The sequence below is a fragment of the Bacillus sp. 166amftsu genome (genome assembly GCF_900107445.1).
Taxonomy (GTDB): Bacteria; Bacillota; Bacilli; order Bacillales; family Bacillaceae_G; genus Bacillus_A; species Bacillus_A arachidis.
This window is the reverse complement of sequence record NZ_FNQA01000002.1, coordinates 436,957-456,779: the sequence shown is the minus strand read 5'-3', so window position 1 is coordinate 456,779 and position 19,823 is coordinate 436,957. Positions and strand designations below refer to the sequence as shown.

At 34.3% G+C, this 19,823-nt stretch carries 19 protein-coding genes and 2 pseudogenes; 3 read left to right on the top strand and 18 right to left on the bottom strand.

Annotated elements, in window-relative coordinates:
- Positions 1 to 62: 62 nt before the first annotated feature.
- The 9 genes from hcp to BLV40_RS09060 form a co-directional block, all read right to left on the bottom strand.
- Positions 63 to 1,349, bottom strand: a complete 1,287-nt coding sequence (gene hcp, locus BLV40_RS09100; protein WP_090689169.1) for a hydroxylamine reductase — start codon at positions 1,347 to 1,349, stop codon at positions 63 to 65.
- Positions 1,350 to 1,454: 105 nt separating this feature from the next.
- The gene (locus BLV40_RS09095; RefSeq protein WP_026594325.1) at positions 1,455 to 2,051 is read right to left on the bottom strand and encodes a hypothetical protein; all 597 of its coding nucleotides are present in this window, start codon (positions 2,049 to 2,051) and stop codon (positions 1,455 to 1,457) included.
- A gap of 398 nt (positions 2,052 to 2,449) precedes the next feature.
- Positions 2,450 to 4,300 (bottom strand): hypothetical protein, encoded by a 1,851-nt coding sequence (locus BLV40_RS09090; RefSeq protein WP_090689168.1) that lies wholly within the window; start codon positions 4,298 to 4,300, stop codon positions 2,450 to 2,452.
- The gene (locus BLV40_RS09085; RefSeq protein ID WP_090689165.1) at positions 4,290 to 6,101 is read right to left on the bottom strand and encodes an McrB family protein; all 1,812 of its coding nucleotides are present in this window, start codon (positions 6,099 to 6,101) and stop codon (positions 4,290 to 4,292) included. The genes BLV40_RS09090 and BLV40_RS09085 overlap by 11 nt, the downstream gene beginning before the upstream one ends.
- Positions 6,102 to 6,206: 105 nt before the next feature.
- On the bottom strand, positions 6,207 to 6,470 hold the full coding sequence (locus tag BLV40_RS09080) for a hypothetical protein (RefSeq protein WP_026594322.1): 264 nt from the start codon (positions 6,468 to 6,470) through the stop codon (positions 6,207 to 6,209).
- Between the two features lie 94 nt (positions 6,471 to 6,564).
- Positions 6,565 to 7,992, bottom strand: a complete 1,428-nt coding sequence (gene arcD, locus BLV40_RS09075; protein WP_090689988.1) for an arginine-ornithine antiporter — start codon at positions 7,990 to 7,992, stop codon at positions 6,565 to 6,567.
- 218 nt (positions 7,993 to 8,210) lie between these two features.
- On the bottom strand, positions 8,211 to 9,722 hold the full coding sequence (locus BLV40_RS09070) for an ABC transporter permease/substrate-binding protein (RefSeq protein WP_026594320.1): 1,512 nt from the start codon (positions 9,720 to 9,722) through the stop codon (positions 8,211 to 8,213).
- Between the two features lie 3 nt (positions 9,723 to 9,725).
- Positions 9,726 to 10,676, bottom strand: a complete 951-nt coding sequence (locus tag BLV40_RS09065) for an ABC transporter ATP-binding protein (protein ID WP_026594319.1) — start codon at positions 10,674 to 10,676, stop codon at positions 9,726 to 9,728.
- Between the two features lie 103 nt (positions 10,677 to 10,779).
- Positions 10,780 to 11,337: a YdcF family protein gene (locus BLV40_RS09060; protein WP_090689160.1), complete on the bottom strand. Its 558-nt coding sequence runs from the start codon at positions 11,335 to 11,337 to the stop codon at positions 10,780 to 10,782.
- A 545-nt stretch (positions 11,338 to 11,882) separates the two neighbouring features.
- On the opposite strand from BLV40_RS09060, the gene BLV40_RS28860 reads away from it, so the two are divergent.
- Positions 11,883 to 12,095, top strand: coding sequence for a hypothetical protein (locus BLV40_RS28860; RefSeq protein ID WP_026594317.1), 213 nt, complete (start codon positions 11,883 to 11,885; stop codon positions 12,093 to 12,095).
- A gap of 155 nt (positions 12,096 to 12,250) precedes the next feature.
- A complete protein-coding gene (locus tag BLV40_RS09050) occupies positions 12,251 to 12,673 on the top strand; it encodes a DUF1801 domain-containing protein (RefSeq protein ID WP_090689156.1) in 423 nt (140 codons plus the stop codon).
- 104 nt (positions 12,674 to 12,777) lie between these two features.
- Here the strand turns inward: BLV40_RS09050 and BLV40_RS09045 are convergent, their stop codons facing one another.
- From BLV40_RS09045 to BLV40_RS09025, 6 genes and pseudogenes are all read right to left on the bottom strand, one after another.
- Positions 12,778 to 13,572: a VOC family protein gene (locus tag BLV40_RS09045; RefSeq protein ID WP_090689152.1), complete on the bottom strand. Its 795-nt coding sequence runs from the start codon at positions 13,570 to 13,572 to the stop codon at positions 12,778 to 12,780.
- 182 nt (positions 13,573 to 13,754) lie between these two features.
- Positions 13,755 to 14,291, bottom strand: coding sequence for an NADPH-dependent FMN reductase (locus BLV40_RS09040; RefSeq protein WP_090689149.1), 537 nt, complete (start codon positions 14,289 to 14,291; stop codon positions 13,755 to 13,757).
- Positions 14,292 to 14,440: 149 nt separating this feature from the next.
- Positions 14,441 to 14,581 (bottom strand): annotated as a pseudogene (locus tag BLV40_RS27935) (6-phosphogluconate dehydrogenase (decarboxylating)); the annotation flags it as partial.
- 27 nt (positions 14,582 to 14,608) lie between these two features.
- Positions 14,609 to 15,244, bottom strand: a complete 636-nt coding sequence (locus tag BLV40_RS09035; RefSeq protein ID WP_026594313.1) for a response regulator — start codon at positions 15,242 to 15,244, stop codon at positions 14,609 to 14,611.
- A gap of 14 nt (positions 15,245 to 15,258) precedes the next feature.
- On the bottom strand, positions 15,259 to 16,377 hold the full coding sequence (locus BLV40_RS09030) for a GAF domain-containing sensor histidine kinase (RefSeq protein WP_026594312.1): 1,119 nt from the start codon (positions 16,375 to 16,377) through the stop codon (positions 15,259 to 15,261).
- 37 nt (positions 16,378 to 16,414) lie between these two features.
- Positions 16,415 to 16,721, bottom strand: a pseudogene (locus BLV40_RS09025) (hypothetical protein).
- 269 nt (positions 16,722 to 16,990) lie between these two features.
- On the opposite strand from BLV40_RS09025, the gene BLV40_RS09020 reads away from it, so the two are divergent.
- Positions 16,991 to 17,440: an NUDIX hydrolase gene (locus BLV40_RS09020; protein WP_090689144.1), complete on the top strand. Its 450-nt coding sequence runs from the start codon at positions 16,991 to 16,993 to the stop codon at positions 17,438 to 17,440.
- Positions 17,441 to 17,505: 65 nt separating this feature from the next.
- Here BLV40_RS09020 and BLV40_RS09015 read toward each other — a convergent pair whose 3' ends face one another.
- The 3 genes from BLV40_RS09015 to BLV40_RS09005 all read right to left on the bottom strand — a co-directional run bounded on the left by BLV40_RS09015 (position 17,506) and on the right by BLV40_RS09005 (position 19,770).
- Positions 17,506 to 18,054 (bottom strand): cysteine hydrolase family protein, encoded by a 549-nt coding sequence (locus tag BLV40_RS09015; RefSeq protein WP_090689984.1) that lies wholly within the window; start codon positions 18,052 to 18,054, stop codon positions 17,506 to 17,508.
- 304 nt (positions 18,055 to 18,358) lie between these two features.
- Positions 18,359 to 18,847, bottom strand: a complete 489-nt coding sequence (locus BLV40_RS09010) for a hypothetical protein (protein ID WP_026594309.1) — start codon at positions 18,845 to 18,847, stop codon at positions 18,359 to 18,361.
- A 275-nt stretch (positions 18,848 to 19,122) separates the two neighbouring features.
- Positions 19,123 to 19,770, bottom strand: a complete 648-nt coding sequence (locus BLV40_RS09005; RefSeq protein ID WP_090689140.1) for a nitroreductase family protein — start codon at positions 19,768 to 19,770, stop codon at positions 19,123 to 19,125.
- Positions 19,771 to 19,823 lie beyond the last annotated feature (53 nt).

Genomic DNA, 19,823 nt, shown 5'->3' with positions numbered 1-19,823 from the left:
CTCCACTGATGGAAAGTTCACTTTATACAAAAAGGATGTCTCATTACAAGACATCCTTTTTGTTACGATAACATCATATTCATATCTTCTGCTGCAGTTGTAATAAGTTTTAAACCAAACGTTTCTTGTAATACATCAAGCACACCAGGTGAAATAAATTCAGGTGCCTTTGGTCCAATACGAATATCTTGAATCCCGAGACTAAATAACCCAAGTAAAATCGCAACCGCTTTTTGTTCAAACCACGATAAAACAATACTAACTGGCAATTCATTCACTTCACATTGAAAAGCATCAGCTAAAGCAGCTGCTATTTTTATTGTAGATATAGAATTATTACATTGCCCTAAGTCAATGTAACGTGGAATTTCCGTACCTGGCACAACACCATAATTCACATCATTAAAGCGGAATTTCCCGCACGATGTCGTTAATATAACTGTTTCTTGCGGAAGTGACATTGCTAATTCACGATAGTACTCTCCACCTTTACCTGGTGCATCACAACCTGCGATAACAAAGAAACGCTTAATTTTCCCTTCTCTCACCGCCTGAATGATTTCTGATGCTAATGATAATACTGTATTATGATGAAAACCTGTTACCAGCTGTTCATCCGACTCCATATGTACTTCTGGAAGTTCTAGCGCTTTATGAATCAATGGTGCAAAATCATCATTTTCAATTTTCTGTACACCCTCAAGGCCTGCAATATCATATGAAAAGAAGCGATCAGAATACGATCCTTTAATTGGCATAACACAGTTCGTTGTAGCCAATATTGCACCAGTAAACTTTTCAAAGAGGCGTCGCTGATCATACCATGCCTTACCAATATTTCCTTTTAAATGTTTATATTTTTTTAGCTGTGGATACCCATGCGCTGGTAGCATTTCCGAATGAGTATAAATATTAATTCCTTTTCCTTCTGTTTGCCTTAATAATTCCTCTAATGCAAATAGATTATGGCCAGTAACAACAATTGCCTTACCTTCTACACGGTTTTGTGTAATTTGAACAGGCTCTGGAACACCAAAATAATTCGTATGTGCCTCATCTAACAGTTCCATTATCCGTAAAGCTGATTTCCCAACTTTCATAGCCATATCAATATGTTCTTGTTCATTAAAGTTAGAATTTGTTAATGTCATATATAACGCTTCATGAGTCGTAGCGTCCACAAACTGATCTGTATACCCAAGCTGTGCAGCATGGGTACGATAAGCCGCAATTCCTTTTAATCCAAACACAATTGTATCTTGTAAACTTGCAATTGTTTCATTCTTCCCGCAAACACCCATTACTTTACATCCGCCTGTTGGCGTTTGTTCACATTGATAGCAAAACATATCATCCCACCCTCTCCTAATCAATCATTACAACTAAAGCGTAATATACATGAAGAAAAAAGGATGTGATATCAATCACAATAATTTGTAAAAATTTGTGACACTTCACCTTGTTAACATAATGTTTTTACTGTTTTCTTTGATTAATGCCTGTGCATGAGCATTCCCTTGAATAATATCCCGAAATTCTTTTAAAGAATACAAATGCGTTACTCCTTTTCGAGCATGAATTCGAACAGGCACCCCCTGTAATGCATCATGAAAAGGAAATGGGTCATCAATTGGTTCAATTGGAAACCCTAGTGTAAGTAAATACATATACATTCTTTTTGTAACAACAGCAATATACCACTCAGCTTTCATTTCCAAAGCATGTATAAATAAAATAGCTGTTAACCTTTTGAAATGCCCTCTTCCACGCGACGTTTTCGCAATGCTTAACTTTCCAATTTCATAAACATTTTTTAATCCTTTCACCAACTCATTTTTAGAAAATGGATAAAAAAACTCAGAATTAGATTGTTCAGGTGTCGTATATCGAATACATTCTACTGTACCGATATATTGCCCGCCTTCTATTAATAAAAATCGTGATGGATTTAAATTACGTTCTACAAACATTAAATCTCTCTCTTCACAAAAATCTCCCCACAGTTGCTCGAACCAAAAATGTTCTTCCTTTGTTTGAACACGCTGGAACATATTTCCCCGCCTTTCCCATCGCCGTTCTAGTTTTTGATAACGCTTTCACTATCTATCATATAAGAACAAACCTTCGTATGCAACCTAAAACTATTCACTACTTCATTACATATTCTATAAAATAAAATCTTCTCCTATTCAAGTTTTAGACTTATAAAAAATTTTTACAAGAATAAAAGATGCTTTATATTTATGCTAGACTCTCTTTACTTATAAAGTGTATGTTTAACATTTCATATAAAATACACAAATTCACTTCACCTACATAAAAAGTCCACTTTATAAGAAATAGGAGCCCATTACCCACTATTACAGGCGACGAACCCCTTTATTTTTTCAACATACCGAGACAATGCACGTTATTTTTTCAAAACAATCCCTTTTTCAGTGCCGTCTTTTTATGTTACTACCGTTTTTAGCCATTTCTCAAAAATTTGCACAAGACCATGATTTCCAGCTAATTTTTCTTCTCCTTGCTTTGTTTTATATGGATATAATTGCAGAAAGATTCCGCAACCTGCTTCTATTTTCTTCCCATGCATATGACTGCCTGGGTATACACAAATCACTTCATGGATCGCCCTTCGGTGAAAAATATGTTTTCCATCCTGTTCTTCTACATATTTAATAGACCAATATTTATACATCTGTTCTGTTGCTTTTGTATTGCCTACGGGCTGAAAAATATTAAACATGGGGCTATATTTCACTTCAATAATAATAGAAGACTGGTACTCATAGCGCTCTCCTTGTTTCACATAACAATCTAAACGAATGTCTGGTTTTTTCGTGTCCTCTCCATTATAAAAATGGCTACCTTTACTAAGTGCAATGAGTGGATGTGTTTCAATAAGGTCATTAAACGCTACATGTATTTGGATATTTTCACGATTTAAAACAATTGTCGTACCGTCTTGTAAACCATCTAAGTAAAAATAAGTTTGAATTTGTTCGAGAAGTGGAATATCATCTTTAAATTTTAATTGTTGCAATATAGAAATGATGATGAAAAATGCATAATACTCATACACTAAAAACGTTGGTTTATAAACAAATAATAATGCTGGAGATTGTTGATTATAACGTGGTAGAAATTCTAAATGATATAATAATTCCCGATGTGTAACAGGTAAAGCATGCATAGTTATATTTGTTTTTTCAGAAATCCCTCTCCAAAATGAAGAATTCAACAAATTTTGAAAGTACAGTATAGCTTGGTGTACAATATGATTTAAAATTTTATACTCTTGTATTTTCACAGATGCTTTCCGCAAGTCTGCCTCTTTTAACAAATGAATATTTCGATATTTTTGCTTCTCCCTGTCCGTTACAGATCCATTTCTTTCAATAGTATGCATAATTATTTTCACAGATTGGAATTCCTCTTTTTTGGTCTGTATTGTTCCTTCTAGTATTTCAATTGTTTTGTGTAAGAAAGCCTGAGCTTCAAGCAAATATTGATAAAATTGTTTCGTTGTAAATTTTAGAAAGGCATTCTCTAAACTATTTGTTTGTTCGATAAATCTACGATTATAATACTTAGCAGTAAGCTTTTTCTCCCTCATTATTACACTTTTCATCGTTGCTTTTCGTTCTCGTACCTCCCAATCATATCTATCTATATACTTCGTGTTCTCTTCAACCTTTTTATATAGCTGTTTTATTTTTTTCATTTTTTGTGGTAGCATGCGAAGTAACATTAAATAAGAAGAATCTTCAATATCAATTAGTGTTGAAAATGTCTTTTTATAATAACCACGGTCTAACATAATTTCACTTAAAATTGATTTTACATAATTTTGAATCATTTCAAATTGATCATCCAAAAAATTTTTGGGGACAATTTGAAATGCTCCATAATATACATCTTCTTCCACTTGCACCTCGAAATGATACAAGCCGCAGCGCCATGGATAAAAAAAGTCTGTTTTTCCATGTTCATATAATAATACTTTTTGTTTTTTTTCATGCAATTCATATTGCCATTCTTTCTTACCTTTTTGCCCTTCATACACTTTATTCCATACAAAAGTGACACGGACTGGTTTTTGATAATGTAACATCAAACGTAATGCTTTTAATTCTTGTACTTTATAAACACAATGTGTCATTGTTGTCGTGTATTTACAAAGGCGATTCAGAAATACAAAGTCTCCCTTTCCCTCTGTTCCAATAATTAATTTTAATACAAACGGGAGCTTATCATTTGTGTCTACAATTTCCGTCTCGTGCTGCTCCTCATTTTGCATACCCATACAACTCCAATTCACGCCGTTTTTGCCTTATATAAGCTAGAGAATGTTCGAATGCGGAGACACAATTTGCAAGTGGAGATTGTAATAACGCTACTAACGATCGTCCTTTTTTCTCATCATCACGAAGAAGTGAACCAATTGTCACCTCCGTACCTCGTAATTTTGTTAAAATACGTTGTTTCACTTGTAAATCAAAACCTTCTTCTCGGCTAATCATATATGATTGAGTATCTTTTTGGGGAATGTTTTGCAAATAAGTTGCAATCGCAGCAGCACATCGAAAAGAAACGCCTTTCGATGCGTCATGTGATGATATTAAATCATGTAATTTATCTAATAACTCTAATTCTTCTTCCGAAAACACATCCATCATCTCTTTATTTCGTAACCAATTTAGACGAAATTCTCCGGTTGTCACTTGTAAGGGCGGAATTTGTGTCCCTTTATTTTGCTGCAGATTGATTTCACAAAATGGAATTTTTTGAAGCGTAATGAGATTTGCCCGATCTAATAAGCGATCCGATAACTCTTTCGTTGTTTCATCAAAATTCACAGTCCCGATAAAAATAATATTTTCACCAATTTCAATTTTGGATGGAACTTTATTCTCTATCCCAGTCCGTTCCTCATATAAAGAAAGAATACGATTTTTCTTTTCTAATTGAAGAATAGATAAAAATGGTGTAAACCAATGCTCAATATGTGACATATTCATTTCATCAAATACAATCATATAAAGTTGATTCGGATTCTCATTCGCTTTTAATAATGTTCGAATTAATTTCGTTTCACTCTCGATATATGTTCCATTTGGATGAAGATAGCCTAGTATATCGTGTGGTTCTTGATAAGATGGAGAAATCGGAATCCATAACAATTCTTCCCCATATGTTAATCCTAATGCTTCTGCATATGCCTGCACCAAACGTGATTTTCCGATTCCTGGGATTCCAGCAAGAATTGTTAATAGATTTGTTTTTACACTAATATGAAAATTAAAAATATCCGTTGCATCTAAATACAAGTCTTTATTATTGATGACATCCTGTACATATTGTATAAATGTAGATTCACGCTCATTCCATTCTGTTTCTTCTTTTTGCACTTTTATGTCCACTACTTCCACCTTTTTTCCCTCTTCTAGAATTTTCTTTAGAAGCTGATCATACATATTTTCTCGAACAAAATACAAATGATCATCCGCTTTCACTTCTATATATTTGGTCCAATCATCCATTTCGATATATTTACATTCTTTTTTTTGTTCGCAATACGCGATTGAACTAATGGATGATTTTAAAGATAAATTCCCATATAATCTTCCTTCACACCATAACAACTGTGGTACTTCAAAGTCGTGTGGAAATTTAGGAATAAGAAAAGATAAAAATCCATTCCCTAGTTTTCGCTCTAACGACTCTCTCTTTTTATACCCGGCTAATCTTGGCGATGGGATGATTTTATATGCATTCGCAATTTCCCGTTGCTCTGTACATATTAATTCAACGTACAAATGCCCTCTTTCATAATAAAGTCGAAACAATACTATTTGTCTTTCTAACCCTTTTTTCTTTAAATCCGCAAATATTCTCTCATTTTTTTTGTTGGCATATAGCCCTTCAAACAAATACGTTTCATTTTCAAATTGTGATTTCAAAACAGATGGGATTTGTGAAAGACATTGTACAGAAAAAGTATCTTTATTCTCCTCCTGACTTTCAACAAATTTCCCAAGAAACCTCATATGATACATCCGTTTTATAAAACTTGGGTGGAGAGCTTTATGTAGCTTCACTATACTCACCTTCTTTTTTTCATACTATTTTTATTGTATGAACTGCAAAAGAAAACTAGAAACAAAAAAACCCGACGTACTCCGTCAGGTTATAAAAAATAAAATTTATATTTGAGAAGGAAAAGCTTTTTTCTCCTGCATAATCGCATTGTAAGAAATTTTCATTTTAGCAAGTACGTATCGTAATTTATCCTCCGCATTTTCATCTTTATTCTGCTGCAGGCTTGCTAAGGTCTCAACAGAACTAGCTAAATTCTCAATTACTCCACGTAGTTCGGGATGATGATTAAAAAATGATTCTTGCACTAATACTTTTCGTAAATCACTTGCTAATTCCACAATTCTTAACAGCTGCTCTTTTTCTTCCATTCTCATCCCTCCTAAACATCTTATATATTAGATATTCTGTAAATAAACTAAAATTCCTTGTATACAAAGAAAAAAGTCCTTCAGAAGGACTTTTTTACATTTCTATATTACCTGTTACAAGCATATAAAGCGATACTGCCGCTGCAATCACGATTACAACCATGACATATCTCTCCATGCCAGAAAAACAGCGATTTCCTTTTTCCTTTCGAGCAAACACATAAACAACAAGTCCAATACCATATACGATTGAGACAAGTAATAAGTTTTTTAAACCTGCTGCATAAATCAGCCATACAGAGTATAATGCGGCAATTAAAGCCAGTACTCCATTTTTCAGTCTTGCCCTTTTCAATTCCTTCGTTACAACTAATTTCAACTGATAAAGTGCTGATAATAAGTACGGAAGTAAAATAGATGTAGATGCGATAAAATACATCATTTGATACGTTGATTCCGAAAACAATACAATAATAAACAAAGTCTGTGCCACACCATTTGAAATCCATAATGCAACATGTGGTGTCTGCTTTTTATTTGTCTTCGTAAATACTTTTGGAAATACGCCATCTTTCCCTGCTACGTGTGAAATTTCAGAAACGAGTAAGAACCAACCAATTAATGTCCCAATAAGTGAAGCAACCAATCCGATATTAATTGCAATTGCACCCCATGGTCCAACAACATGCTCTAATACATGGCCCATTGACGGCGTTTCTAGCACGGAAAGCTCTTGTCTTGTCATAGCTCCCATGGAAAGAACTGAAATTAAAATATAGATGGACATAACTAAAATCAATCCAACAACCGTTGCTTTTCCAACATCCCTGCTGTTTTTTGCCCTTCCAGATAATACGACTGCCCCTTCTACACCAATAAATACCCAAAGTGTAACAAGCATCGTATTTTTCACTTGACCAAGGACAGAAGAAATAGAAATACTTCCCTCTCCCCAAAAATCATGTGTAAATGTATCCCAGCGAAACGCTGTAATCATAACGACAATAAATAATAAAATCGGAACAAGTTTTCCAATTGTTGCAATAAAGTTCATAATAGACGCTTCACGAATTCCAATTAAAATAAGGAAGTGAAGTGTCCATAATAATAGAGATGCACCAATGATGGATGCAACGTTGTTTCCTCCTTTAAAAATAGGGAAAAAATATCCAAGTGTACTAAACAATAACATAATCGTAGCTACGTTTCCTAAAATCCCTGCAAGCCAGTAGCCCCATGCACTATTAAAACCGACATATTCACCAAACCCTGCACGTGCATAACTATAAATCCCACCTTCAAGTTCTGGTTTTTGTCTTGCTAACGTTTGGTATACAAGTGCAAGCGGAATCATTCCCATTGCCGTAATACACCATCCAATTATCGTTGCGCCACTATTTGCGCCTACTGCTAAATCATGCGGTAAACTAAAAACACCCCCGCCAACCATTGTTCCTACTACTAATGCAATTAATGGAAAAAATCCTAATTTCTTTTCTATTGGTACCACCCCATCTGTCATTCTAGGTGTTATGTTTATCCATTCAACTATTAAAGTCACCTTTTTCTCTAATAGACGTTTCTATTATATTTTTTCAGGAAAACATTACTTATTCTAAAAGAAAATCAGCAAAAAGGGAATACTTTTTTGAAAAAATGTATAAGTATGCACAAAAAAACCGTTCATTTTATTACGAACGGTCGATTTTCAATCATTAAATTGTATATTTCTTGTAAATATTAATGAATTAACTCCTCTTTTTCTAAAAATTGCCTCGCTACTTTTTCTGCACTTTTACCATTTACATTTACTTCATAATTCATTTTTCTCATATCTTCATCTGATATTTTCCCAGCAAGTTTATTTAATGTCTTCTCAAGTTCAGGATACTTTTCAAGTGTCTCTTTTCTTAACAATGGAGCTCCTTGATACGGTGGAAACAATCCTTTATCATCTTCTAGTACTTGCAGTTCATATTGCTCAAGTTCACTATCCGTAGAATAAGCATCAATGACAGTAACATCACCAGATTCTATTGCGCTATAACGTAACTTCGGTTCCATCGTTTTAACATTTGGAAACTGGAAGTTATATACCTTTTGCATCCCTTTATATCCATCTTCCCGATCTGCAAATTCTAATGTAAATCCAGCCTTAACATTTGCTGCAACATTTCGTAAATCTGAAATTGTTTTTACATTATATTGCTCTGCAATATCTCTTGGCATTGCAAGCGCATATGTATTGTTATATTCCATCGGCTTTAGCATCACCATTTGATATTTCTTTTCCATCCCCTGGCGGGCTTGTTCATATACCTCTTTGCGATTTGTACTCTTTGGTTCTTCTTTTACAAAAGTAGATAATGCAGTCCCTGAGAATTCAGGGTACATATCAATTTCTCCCGATTTTAAAGCTTCAAAAACAAATGCTGTTTTCCCAAGCCCAGGTTTAAGCTCTACAGATAAATCAGTATCTTGTTCGATCAGTTGTTTATACATTTGCATTAAAATTTCCGGTTCAGACCCAAGCTTCCCAGCAATTACGATATCCTTCTTTTGCGTATTCACTAAAAATGGTGCAGCTATAACAACCACAATGATACATATTGCCATTATAAATCGCTTAGGAGATCGTCTAGTGCTTTCAAACATCCGAAGTACACCGTCAAAGAATAAAGCTAACAATGCGGCTGGTACAGCCCCTAATACGATAAGAGCATGATCATTTCGATCTATACCGAGTAAAATAAGTTTTCCAAGCCCCCCAGCCCCTATTAAAGCAGCTAACGTAGCTGTTCCGACAATTAGTACCATCGCTGTACGAATTCCAGCCATTATAATCGGTAATGCGAGTGGAAGTTCTATTCTCCATAATCTTCGAAAACTGTTCATTCCCATCGCTCTTGCTGCTTCAATAAGCGATGGATCTAACTTACGGATTCCCGTATATGTATTTCGTAAAATTGGCAATAACGCGTATACAACTAACGCGATAATTGCTGGCACCTTTCCAATACCAACTAGGGGAATTAAAAGCCCTAGTAAAGCCAATGAAGGAATTGTTTGCATAACTGCAGATGTTCCTATAATGAATTCAGCAATTCTCTCTCGACGCGTTAACAAAATGCCTAGCGGAACGGCAATCATTACTGCAAAAAATAAAGAAATAAGTGAAATTTGAAGGTGTTCAATAAGAGCGCGAAGTAATTCTAACTTTCGTTCTTGAAATGTTTGTAATAATGCAGACACGATTTACCCCATCTCCTTCATTTGTCCAGTCAAATATGCCACAATATGACGGCTTGTTAACGTCCCAATGCATTGTCCATCTCTTTCAATTGGAACAGCTTCTTCTGCTTCCAAACGAATCAAAGCTTCTTGCAGTGAAGCATTTGTCGATAGAGGTATAACATCATTTTCTACTTGTTTATCACTCACAAATGGCAACACATCTTCAATGCTCTTTCCTTCATACCAAGGGCGCACACGATTTCCAATAAATTCTTCTACAAAATCATTTACGGGACTATGTATGATTCCTTCTGGTGTATCTAATTGAACGATCTTCCCTTTTTTCATCACACAAATTCGGTCACCAAGTGTTAACGCTTCTTGCATATCATGTGTCACGAACACAATGGTTTTTTGGATTTTTTTCTGCAATTTTACAATATCCTTTTGCAACTGTTCTCGGCTTAATGGATCTAGAGCACTAAATGGTTCATCCATCAGAACAATTTTCGGGTTGGCAGCTAGTGCTCTTACAACTCCTACACGCTGCTTTTGTCCACCAGATAATTCATCAGGCATACGATTTCTGTACACATCTGGATCTAATCCAACCATATCAAGTAACTCATCCACACGCTCCCGAACTTTTTCTTTACTCCATTTTCTCATTTCAGGTACAATCGCAATATTTTCGGCAATTGTCATATGGGGAAACAAGGCAATCTGTTGCAGAACGTACCCAATGTCCCAACGTAATTCATGAATATTGTATTCTTGAATATCTTTTCCGTCGATAGAAATTGAGCCTTCTGTCGTTTCAATTAAACGATTAATCATTTTCATCGTGGTCGTTTTTCCGCAACCACTCGGACCTATGAGGACAAAAAACTCCCCTTTTTTAATTTCTAAATGCAACGAGTCTACCACTTTCGTTCCATTGTACACCTTTGAAACGTGTTCAAATCGAATCACAAATACAACTCCCTTATTATCATTTCTTTCATTCTGATAGAATCTTATCTTCTTTTCAAATGATACGCTTTTTATTCATGAAAAAAGAGCCCTTACTTGAGCTCTAATGATCGAATAATGTTGTTTTAATAATTGCTGCATACTCACGTATATAAGCTTTCTTCTTTGAGCGCTTTGGCGTTGGTGCTGCAAGTGATTCCATTTGCATACCTAAACGTTTAGCAATAATTTTTGTTCGATATAGATGATATGTATTACTTACAACCACCGCGTGCGTTACATGATATAATTCCATGCTAAACTTTAGATTTTCATAAGTACTTGTCGAGCGATCTTCAATGAAAATACGTCCATCTTCAATTCCATGTTGTATTAAATAATTTCGCATGCTGTGAGCCTCAGGAATATCCTCATCTTCACCTTGTCCTCCAGATACAATTACTTTTGTTTCCGGATGAGAATTTAAATACATTAAAGCTACATCTAACCGATTTTGAAGAGATAAAGAAGGTTTATCCCCAAATAATTTTGCACCTAAAATTAATACATATGGAGCGTTATCACTTACTTTTTCATAAGCAACTTTTTTCATTCGATATGTCATATACACAATGCATAATGGTGAAAATAATAAGATAATAAATAGTATCCATTTGTTCATATATAAGCTTACACTCCCTTTCTTTATATTATATAGAAAAAGAAAGGGAGACAGAAGTATTTTTTAGTGACTGCGTTGTCCTGCGTTTTGAGCATTACGCCCTTTTTTAGAAGATGTATGGCACTGAGTTTGATTCCCTTTATGTTTCGCTGATCCTAACGCTTTTGTTTTTCCCATTTTGTTTCACATCCTCTTTTTATATAGTTCCTTTATAGATTTTGTATTTTCTCTCTCGTCATACAATGGTTTTATTGGAAGTTTCTCCTTATTTCAAGAATATTTTTGGGGTATCAAAATAAAGTGAAACTTCCAACAGTAGGGAGGTCTTCATCCCCAACTGTTGGTTAGTTGAACCAATCGGGCTTTTACGTGTAGTCGATCTTCCACCCAACTTCCTTGTTTCTCTCTGCATCTTGAGGTGAGGATATTCCTTCTCGTTTATTCGGGATAAAAGGTTACATTTAATGCATTCATTACCTGTTTATAATTTGATATATATTAAATACAACAAGAATATTGTAATATAGTGAAAAATAGATGGTTTTATGTTGAAAATAGGACAAAACAAAATACGTTTCATTTCAGGAATTAGCTTATTAATATTGGTTATGACTAATTCTTTTATAAAAAGTGATTCTTGGGTCATTTGTATAGATGTCATTTTAGTCTTGGTTAACTCATTTTTATTTATTATTTCTAGAGATATAACAAAAACCGATTTACTTAGAAAAAAAGAGAAGTTAGATGAAATGAAATAATTTTGTGTTATTTTTTGATGAAAATAGAAATTAAATTTTTATTCAAAAGTTTTTATTTCTTTTAAGAATACAAGAGATTCTGTAACTTTGATTCAAACTATGTATTATAATGAAATATGCGATAAAACCTATATCTAAAAAGGGGGGATTCTTTTATGTACAAACTCAAAACAACAGAAACCAACAATAGTGTAATCGAGTTTATTGAAAATGTTGACAGCCTAAAAAAACGAGAAGACGCATATCAGTTATTAGATATATTTACTGAAACAACTGGTTATCCAGCAAAAATGTGGGGTCCAAGTATAATTGGATTTGGTACATATCATTATAAATATGCATCTGGTCATGAAGGGGATGCGCCATTAGTAGGCTTTTCACCCCGAAAAGCCAAGATTAGTTTATACTTCGCAACTGGTGATCCTGAGCGAGAAAACCTATTAAAGGACTTTGGAAAACATACATCTGGGAAATCGTGTGTATACATTAATAAAGTAGCAGACATTGATATTAATGTGCTAAAAGTGCTAATCAAACAATCTATAAATTTTTTGAAAAAGACGTATCCGAATCATTAATGTAATAATTAAGCATCAAGTATTTTGAACTCACATCAAAATACCTGTTTTTAGGTTAGTCCCTTATAAAATCTCATCAATAATAACAACTCAAAAAATACCACTTAAATAGAAAGTGGTAAATTCAACTTTTTAAGAATATCAGCTTTAAAATGAGGCGTATATTGTATAGAAAAAGAATATCCTTCTTGAACAAACGATATTTCATTATTATGAAAATGAAATGGTACATCGCTTCCTCTTAGATGTTTCTGGACCATTTGAATGAACTCAAGACTCGGCGTCCCAAATGAAATATGCATTTTCGGCGGCAAAGCTTTCATTGCAATTGGAATCCAAGGTCTTCCTTTCCAGCTTGCAACAACATGAGCCGTACCACCAACTACAAAGTTAAATATTTCACCATCTTCAAATGTTTTCATAAATAAATTGGATTTTAGCCACTCTCTATATACTGGCACACTTTTTACTGGGCATCCTACTTCTCTTAAGTACAAAATGTTCAAAGGTGTGTATGGAATTAAAACATCTTCTTCAATATATTTATGTGCAATAATTTCAAGAAGATTTCCATCTCCATCACGAAAATATAAATTTAATCGACCATCCTCTTCGTCAATTTCATGACCGTCTTCCCACCTTACAATAAGCAAACCTGATTCTTGAATCCACTTTACTGTTTCATAGAACTTTGAAAATGGTACTTGAAAAGCAAAATGAGCAGGAGAAAGTGGTTCATATGATTCTTCAAAAACTAATGAAACATATGGAGTTAATTTAAAACTTATTTGTTTATTTGTTTTTGATAAAATTGGAATTCCAAGACGTTTTGCATATACTTGTTCTACCCCCTGAATAGATACTGTCTGTAATTTCAACTCTGAAAAATGTGTAATCATCCTCATTCCCCCACCGTGTTTTCAATCAATACGATAAATTTAGCAAACTACTCATTCGTTTATATTATGAATCTGCAACCAGTTTTAATGGTATCGTTTTCATATTTACCTAAGAGCCAATGGACAATTGACCATTAACTCCTAAAAACTCATCTTAAGATTCGTAACAAAGCAAACGCTTATCATTCCACCCCTAATTGCTTTTTCACTTCTTTATACACGCTCATATATGCTTTTAACTCTTTGAAAAGATCATGAATTAATGGTTTTGCGTCCTCACTGAGCTCACCATCTTGCACGTATAAACCGTCTAATACAACTTGCTTTGGAATTGCATTCGCATATACGCCTCGCGCGACAATACGCATACTATTAAGTGCGTTTATACCGCCTTTTCCACCGCCTGCAACTGCCAATAGAGCAACTGGTTTATGGACAAATTCACTGCTGCTTAAGAAATCTAATGCGTTTTTTAGCGCACCGCTCATTGCATTATGATACTCAGGTGTGCAAAGGATTACACCATCAGCTTCTTTTACTAATTTTTTCAATCTCGTTACTGCTTCTAATTCTCGTTGTGATTCTTCCCCATTATATAAAGGCAACTGTTCTGTTGCTAAATCATATAATTCCCCTGCAAATTGCTCTGCAATATATTTTGCAATGACACGAGTTCTCCCAAACTTACGTGGTGTTCCGTTAATTACGACTAATTTCATGTGTGTTTCTCTCCTTTGTTTTAAGTTCTACCTCTATAATATCAGAATATTCTATGCGGAAATCAACAAATAGAGGGAAAAGCTTTGAGAAAATAGTATGAAAATTAAAAAACGAACTCATACTTTTGTATGAGTTCTTGATATATCAATTAATCATTCTTCACAACAGCATGTCCGCCAAACTGATTTCGGAGTGCTGAAACAACTTTTCCGTGGAATGTATCATCTTTTTGAGAACGATAACGCATGAACATTGACATTGCAATAACTGGAGAAGACGCTTGTAATATAACTTCTTCTCCCATAATAGGTCCTTCCTATACAACCCCATGCTTCACAGCATACAACGCAGCTTGCGTCCGATCATCTACCTGCAATTTCGCAAGTACATTTGAAACATGTGTTTTTACAGTCTGTTCTGTAATATAAAGCTCTGCTGCTATTTCTTTATTACTTCTTCCTTTCGCAATTTCACAAAGTACTTCTCTTTCTCTTTTTGTCAGCATAAATAAACTATCCTGCTTTTCCTCTTTCACTACTGGTCTTCCTAACAAAGCAGGAGTTACTTTCGGATGAAGATTCGCATTTCCTTGATATACAGCGATAATAGAAGCAACCAGTTGATCTGGCTGTACTTCTTTTAGTTGATAGCCATCCGCGCCCGCTTCTAGTGCCGGAAGAACATAATCTTGCTCTGAGAAGCTACTTAACATAAGTATTTTAATTGTGGCGTCATATTGTTTCAAACGTTTTGTCGCTTCAATCCCATCCATCTTTGGCATTGATAAATCCATTAATACTACATCTGGCCTTTCTTTTCGAATCAACTCTAACGCCTCTTCCCCATTCTCTGCTTCTCCTATTATTTCAAATTCCTCTTTCGTTTTTAAGAAGAATACAAGCCCTCTCCTAACGATATGATGATCCTCTACAAGTAATAGTTTAATTTTCAATGAACTTCTCCCTTTCAAACCGGTAATTGAATCTCAATCTTTGTTCCCTGTCCTAGCTTCGTTCTTATTCGAAATGTTCCTTTCAATAGTTCAATTCGTTCTTTCATACTTTTTAAACCAAGCGCTGAATCTCTAACTTTTTCTTTAACAAACCCAATGCCGTCATCTTCAATTTGAAAGTTCAACTTACTATTTTCTGTTTTTAAGTAAACTGATACTCTCTCACACGAAGCGTGTTTTTTACAATTATGCAATGCTTCCTGACTTATACGCCACAGCACTTCTTCTATTTCATCACCAATTGAAATAACTCCATCAATTCGAATTGTTACTTGAATACCTAATAACTTTCCGTAATTCTGCACTGCTTCTGCCAGCCCTTTTTCTAATCCCTCTGGTCGTAATTGCCAAATTAATAACGTCATCTCTTCTAGCGCTTCTTGTGATAATTCCCCCATATAACTAAGCATACCTTGCAATTCTTTATCCTTTGTCATATCAAGAGTACCTCTAGCCGTTAACATTATGGAAAATAGCAATTGTTTCACCGAATCGTGTAAATCGCGTGCAAGTCGATTTCTCTCCGCTACAACTACATATTTACGCTCTTTCTCGACTAACTTAATTCGTTGTATTGTTGTTCCGATTTGGAATGCAATCGCTTCTAATAAGGCTAGTTCTTCCTCTGAAAAATACGTTTTATGTGGGGAAGCAACATTAAGTAAACCGAACTTCTCGCTACCAGCACGAAGAGGAATCGTCGCATGATGTGTAATCTCTTCCGTCTCTCCCCAATTATATTCAATGGCATCTTCAATTCGCTTACACTCAATGATATTTGTTGCCTTTTCTAAACGTCCATTTACGAATCGATTCACGCACCAACAATCCCCTTCACACATCGGTTTTTTTTCATTCCATGTGAGTGCTGGAGGCAAATTCCTATCAACAAGCATACGGTGCGTTCCTTTTTCATCAATAAAAAATACCCAGCCTGTTTGTAGATTCATCACTTGTAATAATGTATGTAATACTTCCTCTAACATTTCCTGTAAATCAGTTGCCTCATTTAACAACTCCGCAATTTCTTTCAATGCTTCTAACCGCCGCATTTCCTTTTCATCATAATTCATGTTCATCACCAATTATCATTATAACATTAAGAAATTTCTAAATACTACAAACAAAAAAAGAAGCTAAATACATCAGCTTCAGTTTAGGTAATGAGACAGTAAGAACACCGTCTTTAAATGCTGCCGCAATTCTTTCTTGATTCACAAATACCTCTCTTTCAAAATCGACTTGAATGTTTTCTTTTTGAAATCCTGGTAAATCTGCTTGCACGATATATTGATCAGAATCCTTTGGAACATCCACTTTAAAACTATTCATGTTCATTGGTTTAGAGAAAATATCAAGGTCCAAACTGAGCAACACCATTTTGACGATTTACTAGCTTTTGAAATATATTACGCATTTTCTATTCCTTCTTATAGATATCAATGAACGATGATCTCTTTCTGTCTTTATTAAATTAATTAGTCAAAAAGGGTCGAATTATTTGTTTGATATTTTAATCATGTATTTTTCAATCTAAATATATTATGGTATGTGAAATTTTAATATTTAAAAGGTATATTGTCTCGTCACAGCTCTAAAAGTTAAATCGTAGAAAGGTATACAGTAATACACTATAGAATACATAATTGGGAATTTCTAATCTATTTTCATTTGGAGGATAACACTATGGGGTATATTGAAGATTTACGTAAAATTGTAGGTCCACATCCACTTAATTTAGCAGGGGTTGCTGTTGCTGTTCTAAATGAGCAAGGACAAATTTTACTTCAGAAAAGACAAAGTGGTATTTGGGGCGTTCCTGGTGGTTTTATTGAATTAGGTGAATCAGCAGAAGATGCAGGAAGACGTGAAGTTTTCGAAGAAACTGGCATTGAGATAGGAGAACTTAATTTAGTAAGTGTTTTTTCTGGAAAAGAGTTTTTTGTAAAATTACCGAACGGTGATGAATTTTATCCCATCACAATCGCTTATATGTGTAAAGAAATAAAAGGTGGCGTATTACAAGCTGATGGTATTGAATCTTTAGAAGTTAAATTTTTCAGCTTGCATCAATTACCAGAAAATATTAGTCCATTTATTAAAAAGCTCATTCAACAGCAAGTTGTATCCATATAGAACATATAAAAAAGACTTTTATTTTTAAAAGTCTTTTTTACATAACTCTCATTTTTTAGTTTTCTTTACTCCACTGTAGCATGTAAACAAGACTTAAAGTGCCCAATTGCAAACTCATGTCCTTGCTCATTAAAAGAGGCCACTGCTTTTTCGTGTACAACGATATGAAACCCTTTATTATAGGCATCCACCGCTGTATGGAGAACACAAATATCCGTACATACGCCAACAAGGTGCACTTCCTGTATTCCTCTTTCCCTTAATTTCATTTCTAATTCCGTTCCAGCAAAAGCACTATAACGTGTTTTGTCCATATAGTATACATTCTCATTATCTTGATATTTTTCATACAGATCTTGCAACTCTCCGTATAAATCTCTTCCTTTTGTACCCGCTATATTATGTGGTGGAAATAATTGTGTCTCTGGATGATAGGAATCATTCTTTTCATGTTTATCAATAGTAAACACAACATAATCTCCGTTTTCAATATACTCCTTCGTAATCGCTACAAGATGCTTTTCAATATCTTGCCCTGGCTTTCCACACGTTAAAGCACCATTTTCTGCTACAAAATCATATGTATAATCAATATTTATAAGCGCCCGCTTCATCACTTATTCTCCTCCCTACTTGTTTCACGCTAAACAATAGAAAACGAGTTTTAACGACTCAATATATTTTATTCGACATTTTCAAACAAATCCCTACGAAGCATTTATATATAAGATACAGGTATTTGTCATTTTTATTTGATTTGGATATATCGATTGGAATACGTCGGTAATATTGCACTTTTTATTATCATCCAGTAAGATTCTTTCGCTTGACAATCCCATTTTACGAAAACAGATAAAACAAAAAGTACACTACTTTTTCAGTAGTGTACTTTTTATTATGCATAACATGTTAGCTATTTTAAAACGCTGGTTTATTTTCAAATTTAGCCTGCACAAAATTAATAACTTTTCCTGATGGATCATTATTTTCAAATTGAACTGCCGTTATTGTATGGTAGCCTGTCTCTAACGTGCTTTGTTTTAATTCTACTGTTGTCTGCGTCATGTTAGTAACATGATGTTTATCTTCAAATATTTTATCTACGAATACAAATGTCTCTTTATCATTTTGAAAATGAGTAAGTTCTAATTCAACTTGCTGAATGAGGGCGTCTTTCTTTACAAATACAGTTGGTATATTCCCACCCTCTGAAGTGCCATCTGGTGTAATTACTTTTACTCTTCCCTCGCCAATCGGCATTGTCCCCTCAGGAAAAGGCGTTACACTCTCTTCACTTGCATTCACAACTTGTTCTTCTTTTACCGGCTGGGTTTCTTCTTTTCCGTTTGAGACACCACACCCAACCAATAACAAAGCAGACGATCCAGCGATTATGAATTTTTTCAAAATTCATCCCCCCTGTAAATTTATTCTTTATTTATTATACAGAAATAACTCTCTGTTCTAAGCTCAGTTTTTTTAAACTTCCGTGAACAAACATTCTGTTCATCACTACTGTACCATATTTTCTTTTTTAACATCATTAATTTTTTCAAGAAATAATTAGAAATTCCTTCTTATTCCTCATTTTAGCCCATTATTAGTAAAAAATATCCCCTTCTAGAAAAATTAGAAAAGACATTGGATGCACCAATGTCTTTTCTAATTTTTCGCACAGCACTCTAAAAAATAAACTTTGTAATATCCTCAACTTCTTTTCGCGCTAGTTTTTTCGCTTGATCTTTCGGATAACCAAGTGAAATTACCATATTGATTTGTTTCTCAGGCTCAATTTGTAAATATTGTCGCAGTTGATTTTGAGCCAATAACACAGGCCCTGTCATTGGACAAGTCCCAAGTCCTCTTGCATATGCTGCTAACATTAAATTTTGTGCAGCTAAACAGCTACTCTTAATCCCTTCTTCTTCCCATACTGAATTTGGAACGAAGTCAATCGGATCAAATATTTTTTCGCGAAACTTAGATTCGTATGGTGTAGCTAAGCATACAATTAAAACTGGTGCATCAGAAAAAGCTGTTGCATATGGTCCAAACGAACGTGTAAGTAATTTACCTGCTTTTTCTTCACCTTTTTCCGTTGCTTGTGCAGCCAACTTATGTAAAGCATCCCATGTCATTTGTTCAATTTTTTTAATTTTATCCCGATTCATAATGACAATAAATTCCCACGTTTGTGAATTCGTATCACTTGGTGCGTAACGAGCACAATCAATAATTTCTTCTATATCACGAACAGATACTTCTTGTTCTGTGAATTTTCGGACACTTCGTCTTCCGTGAATTATTTCTTTAAATGCTTCATATTTCATATACATAGAATCCCCTTTTATAGCGTTTTCAGAAATCACCTTACGATCAATTA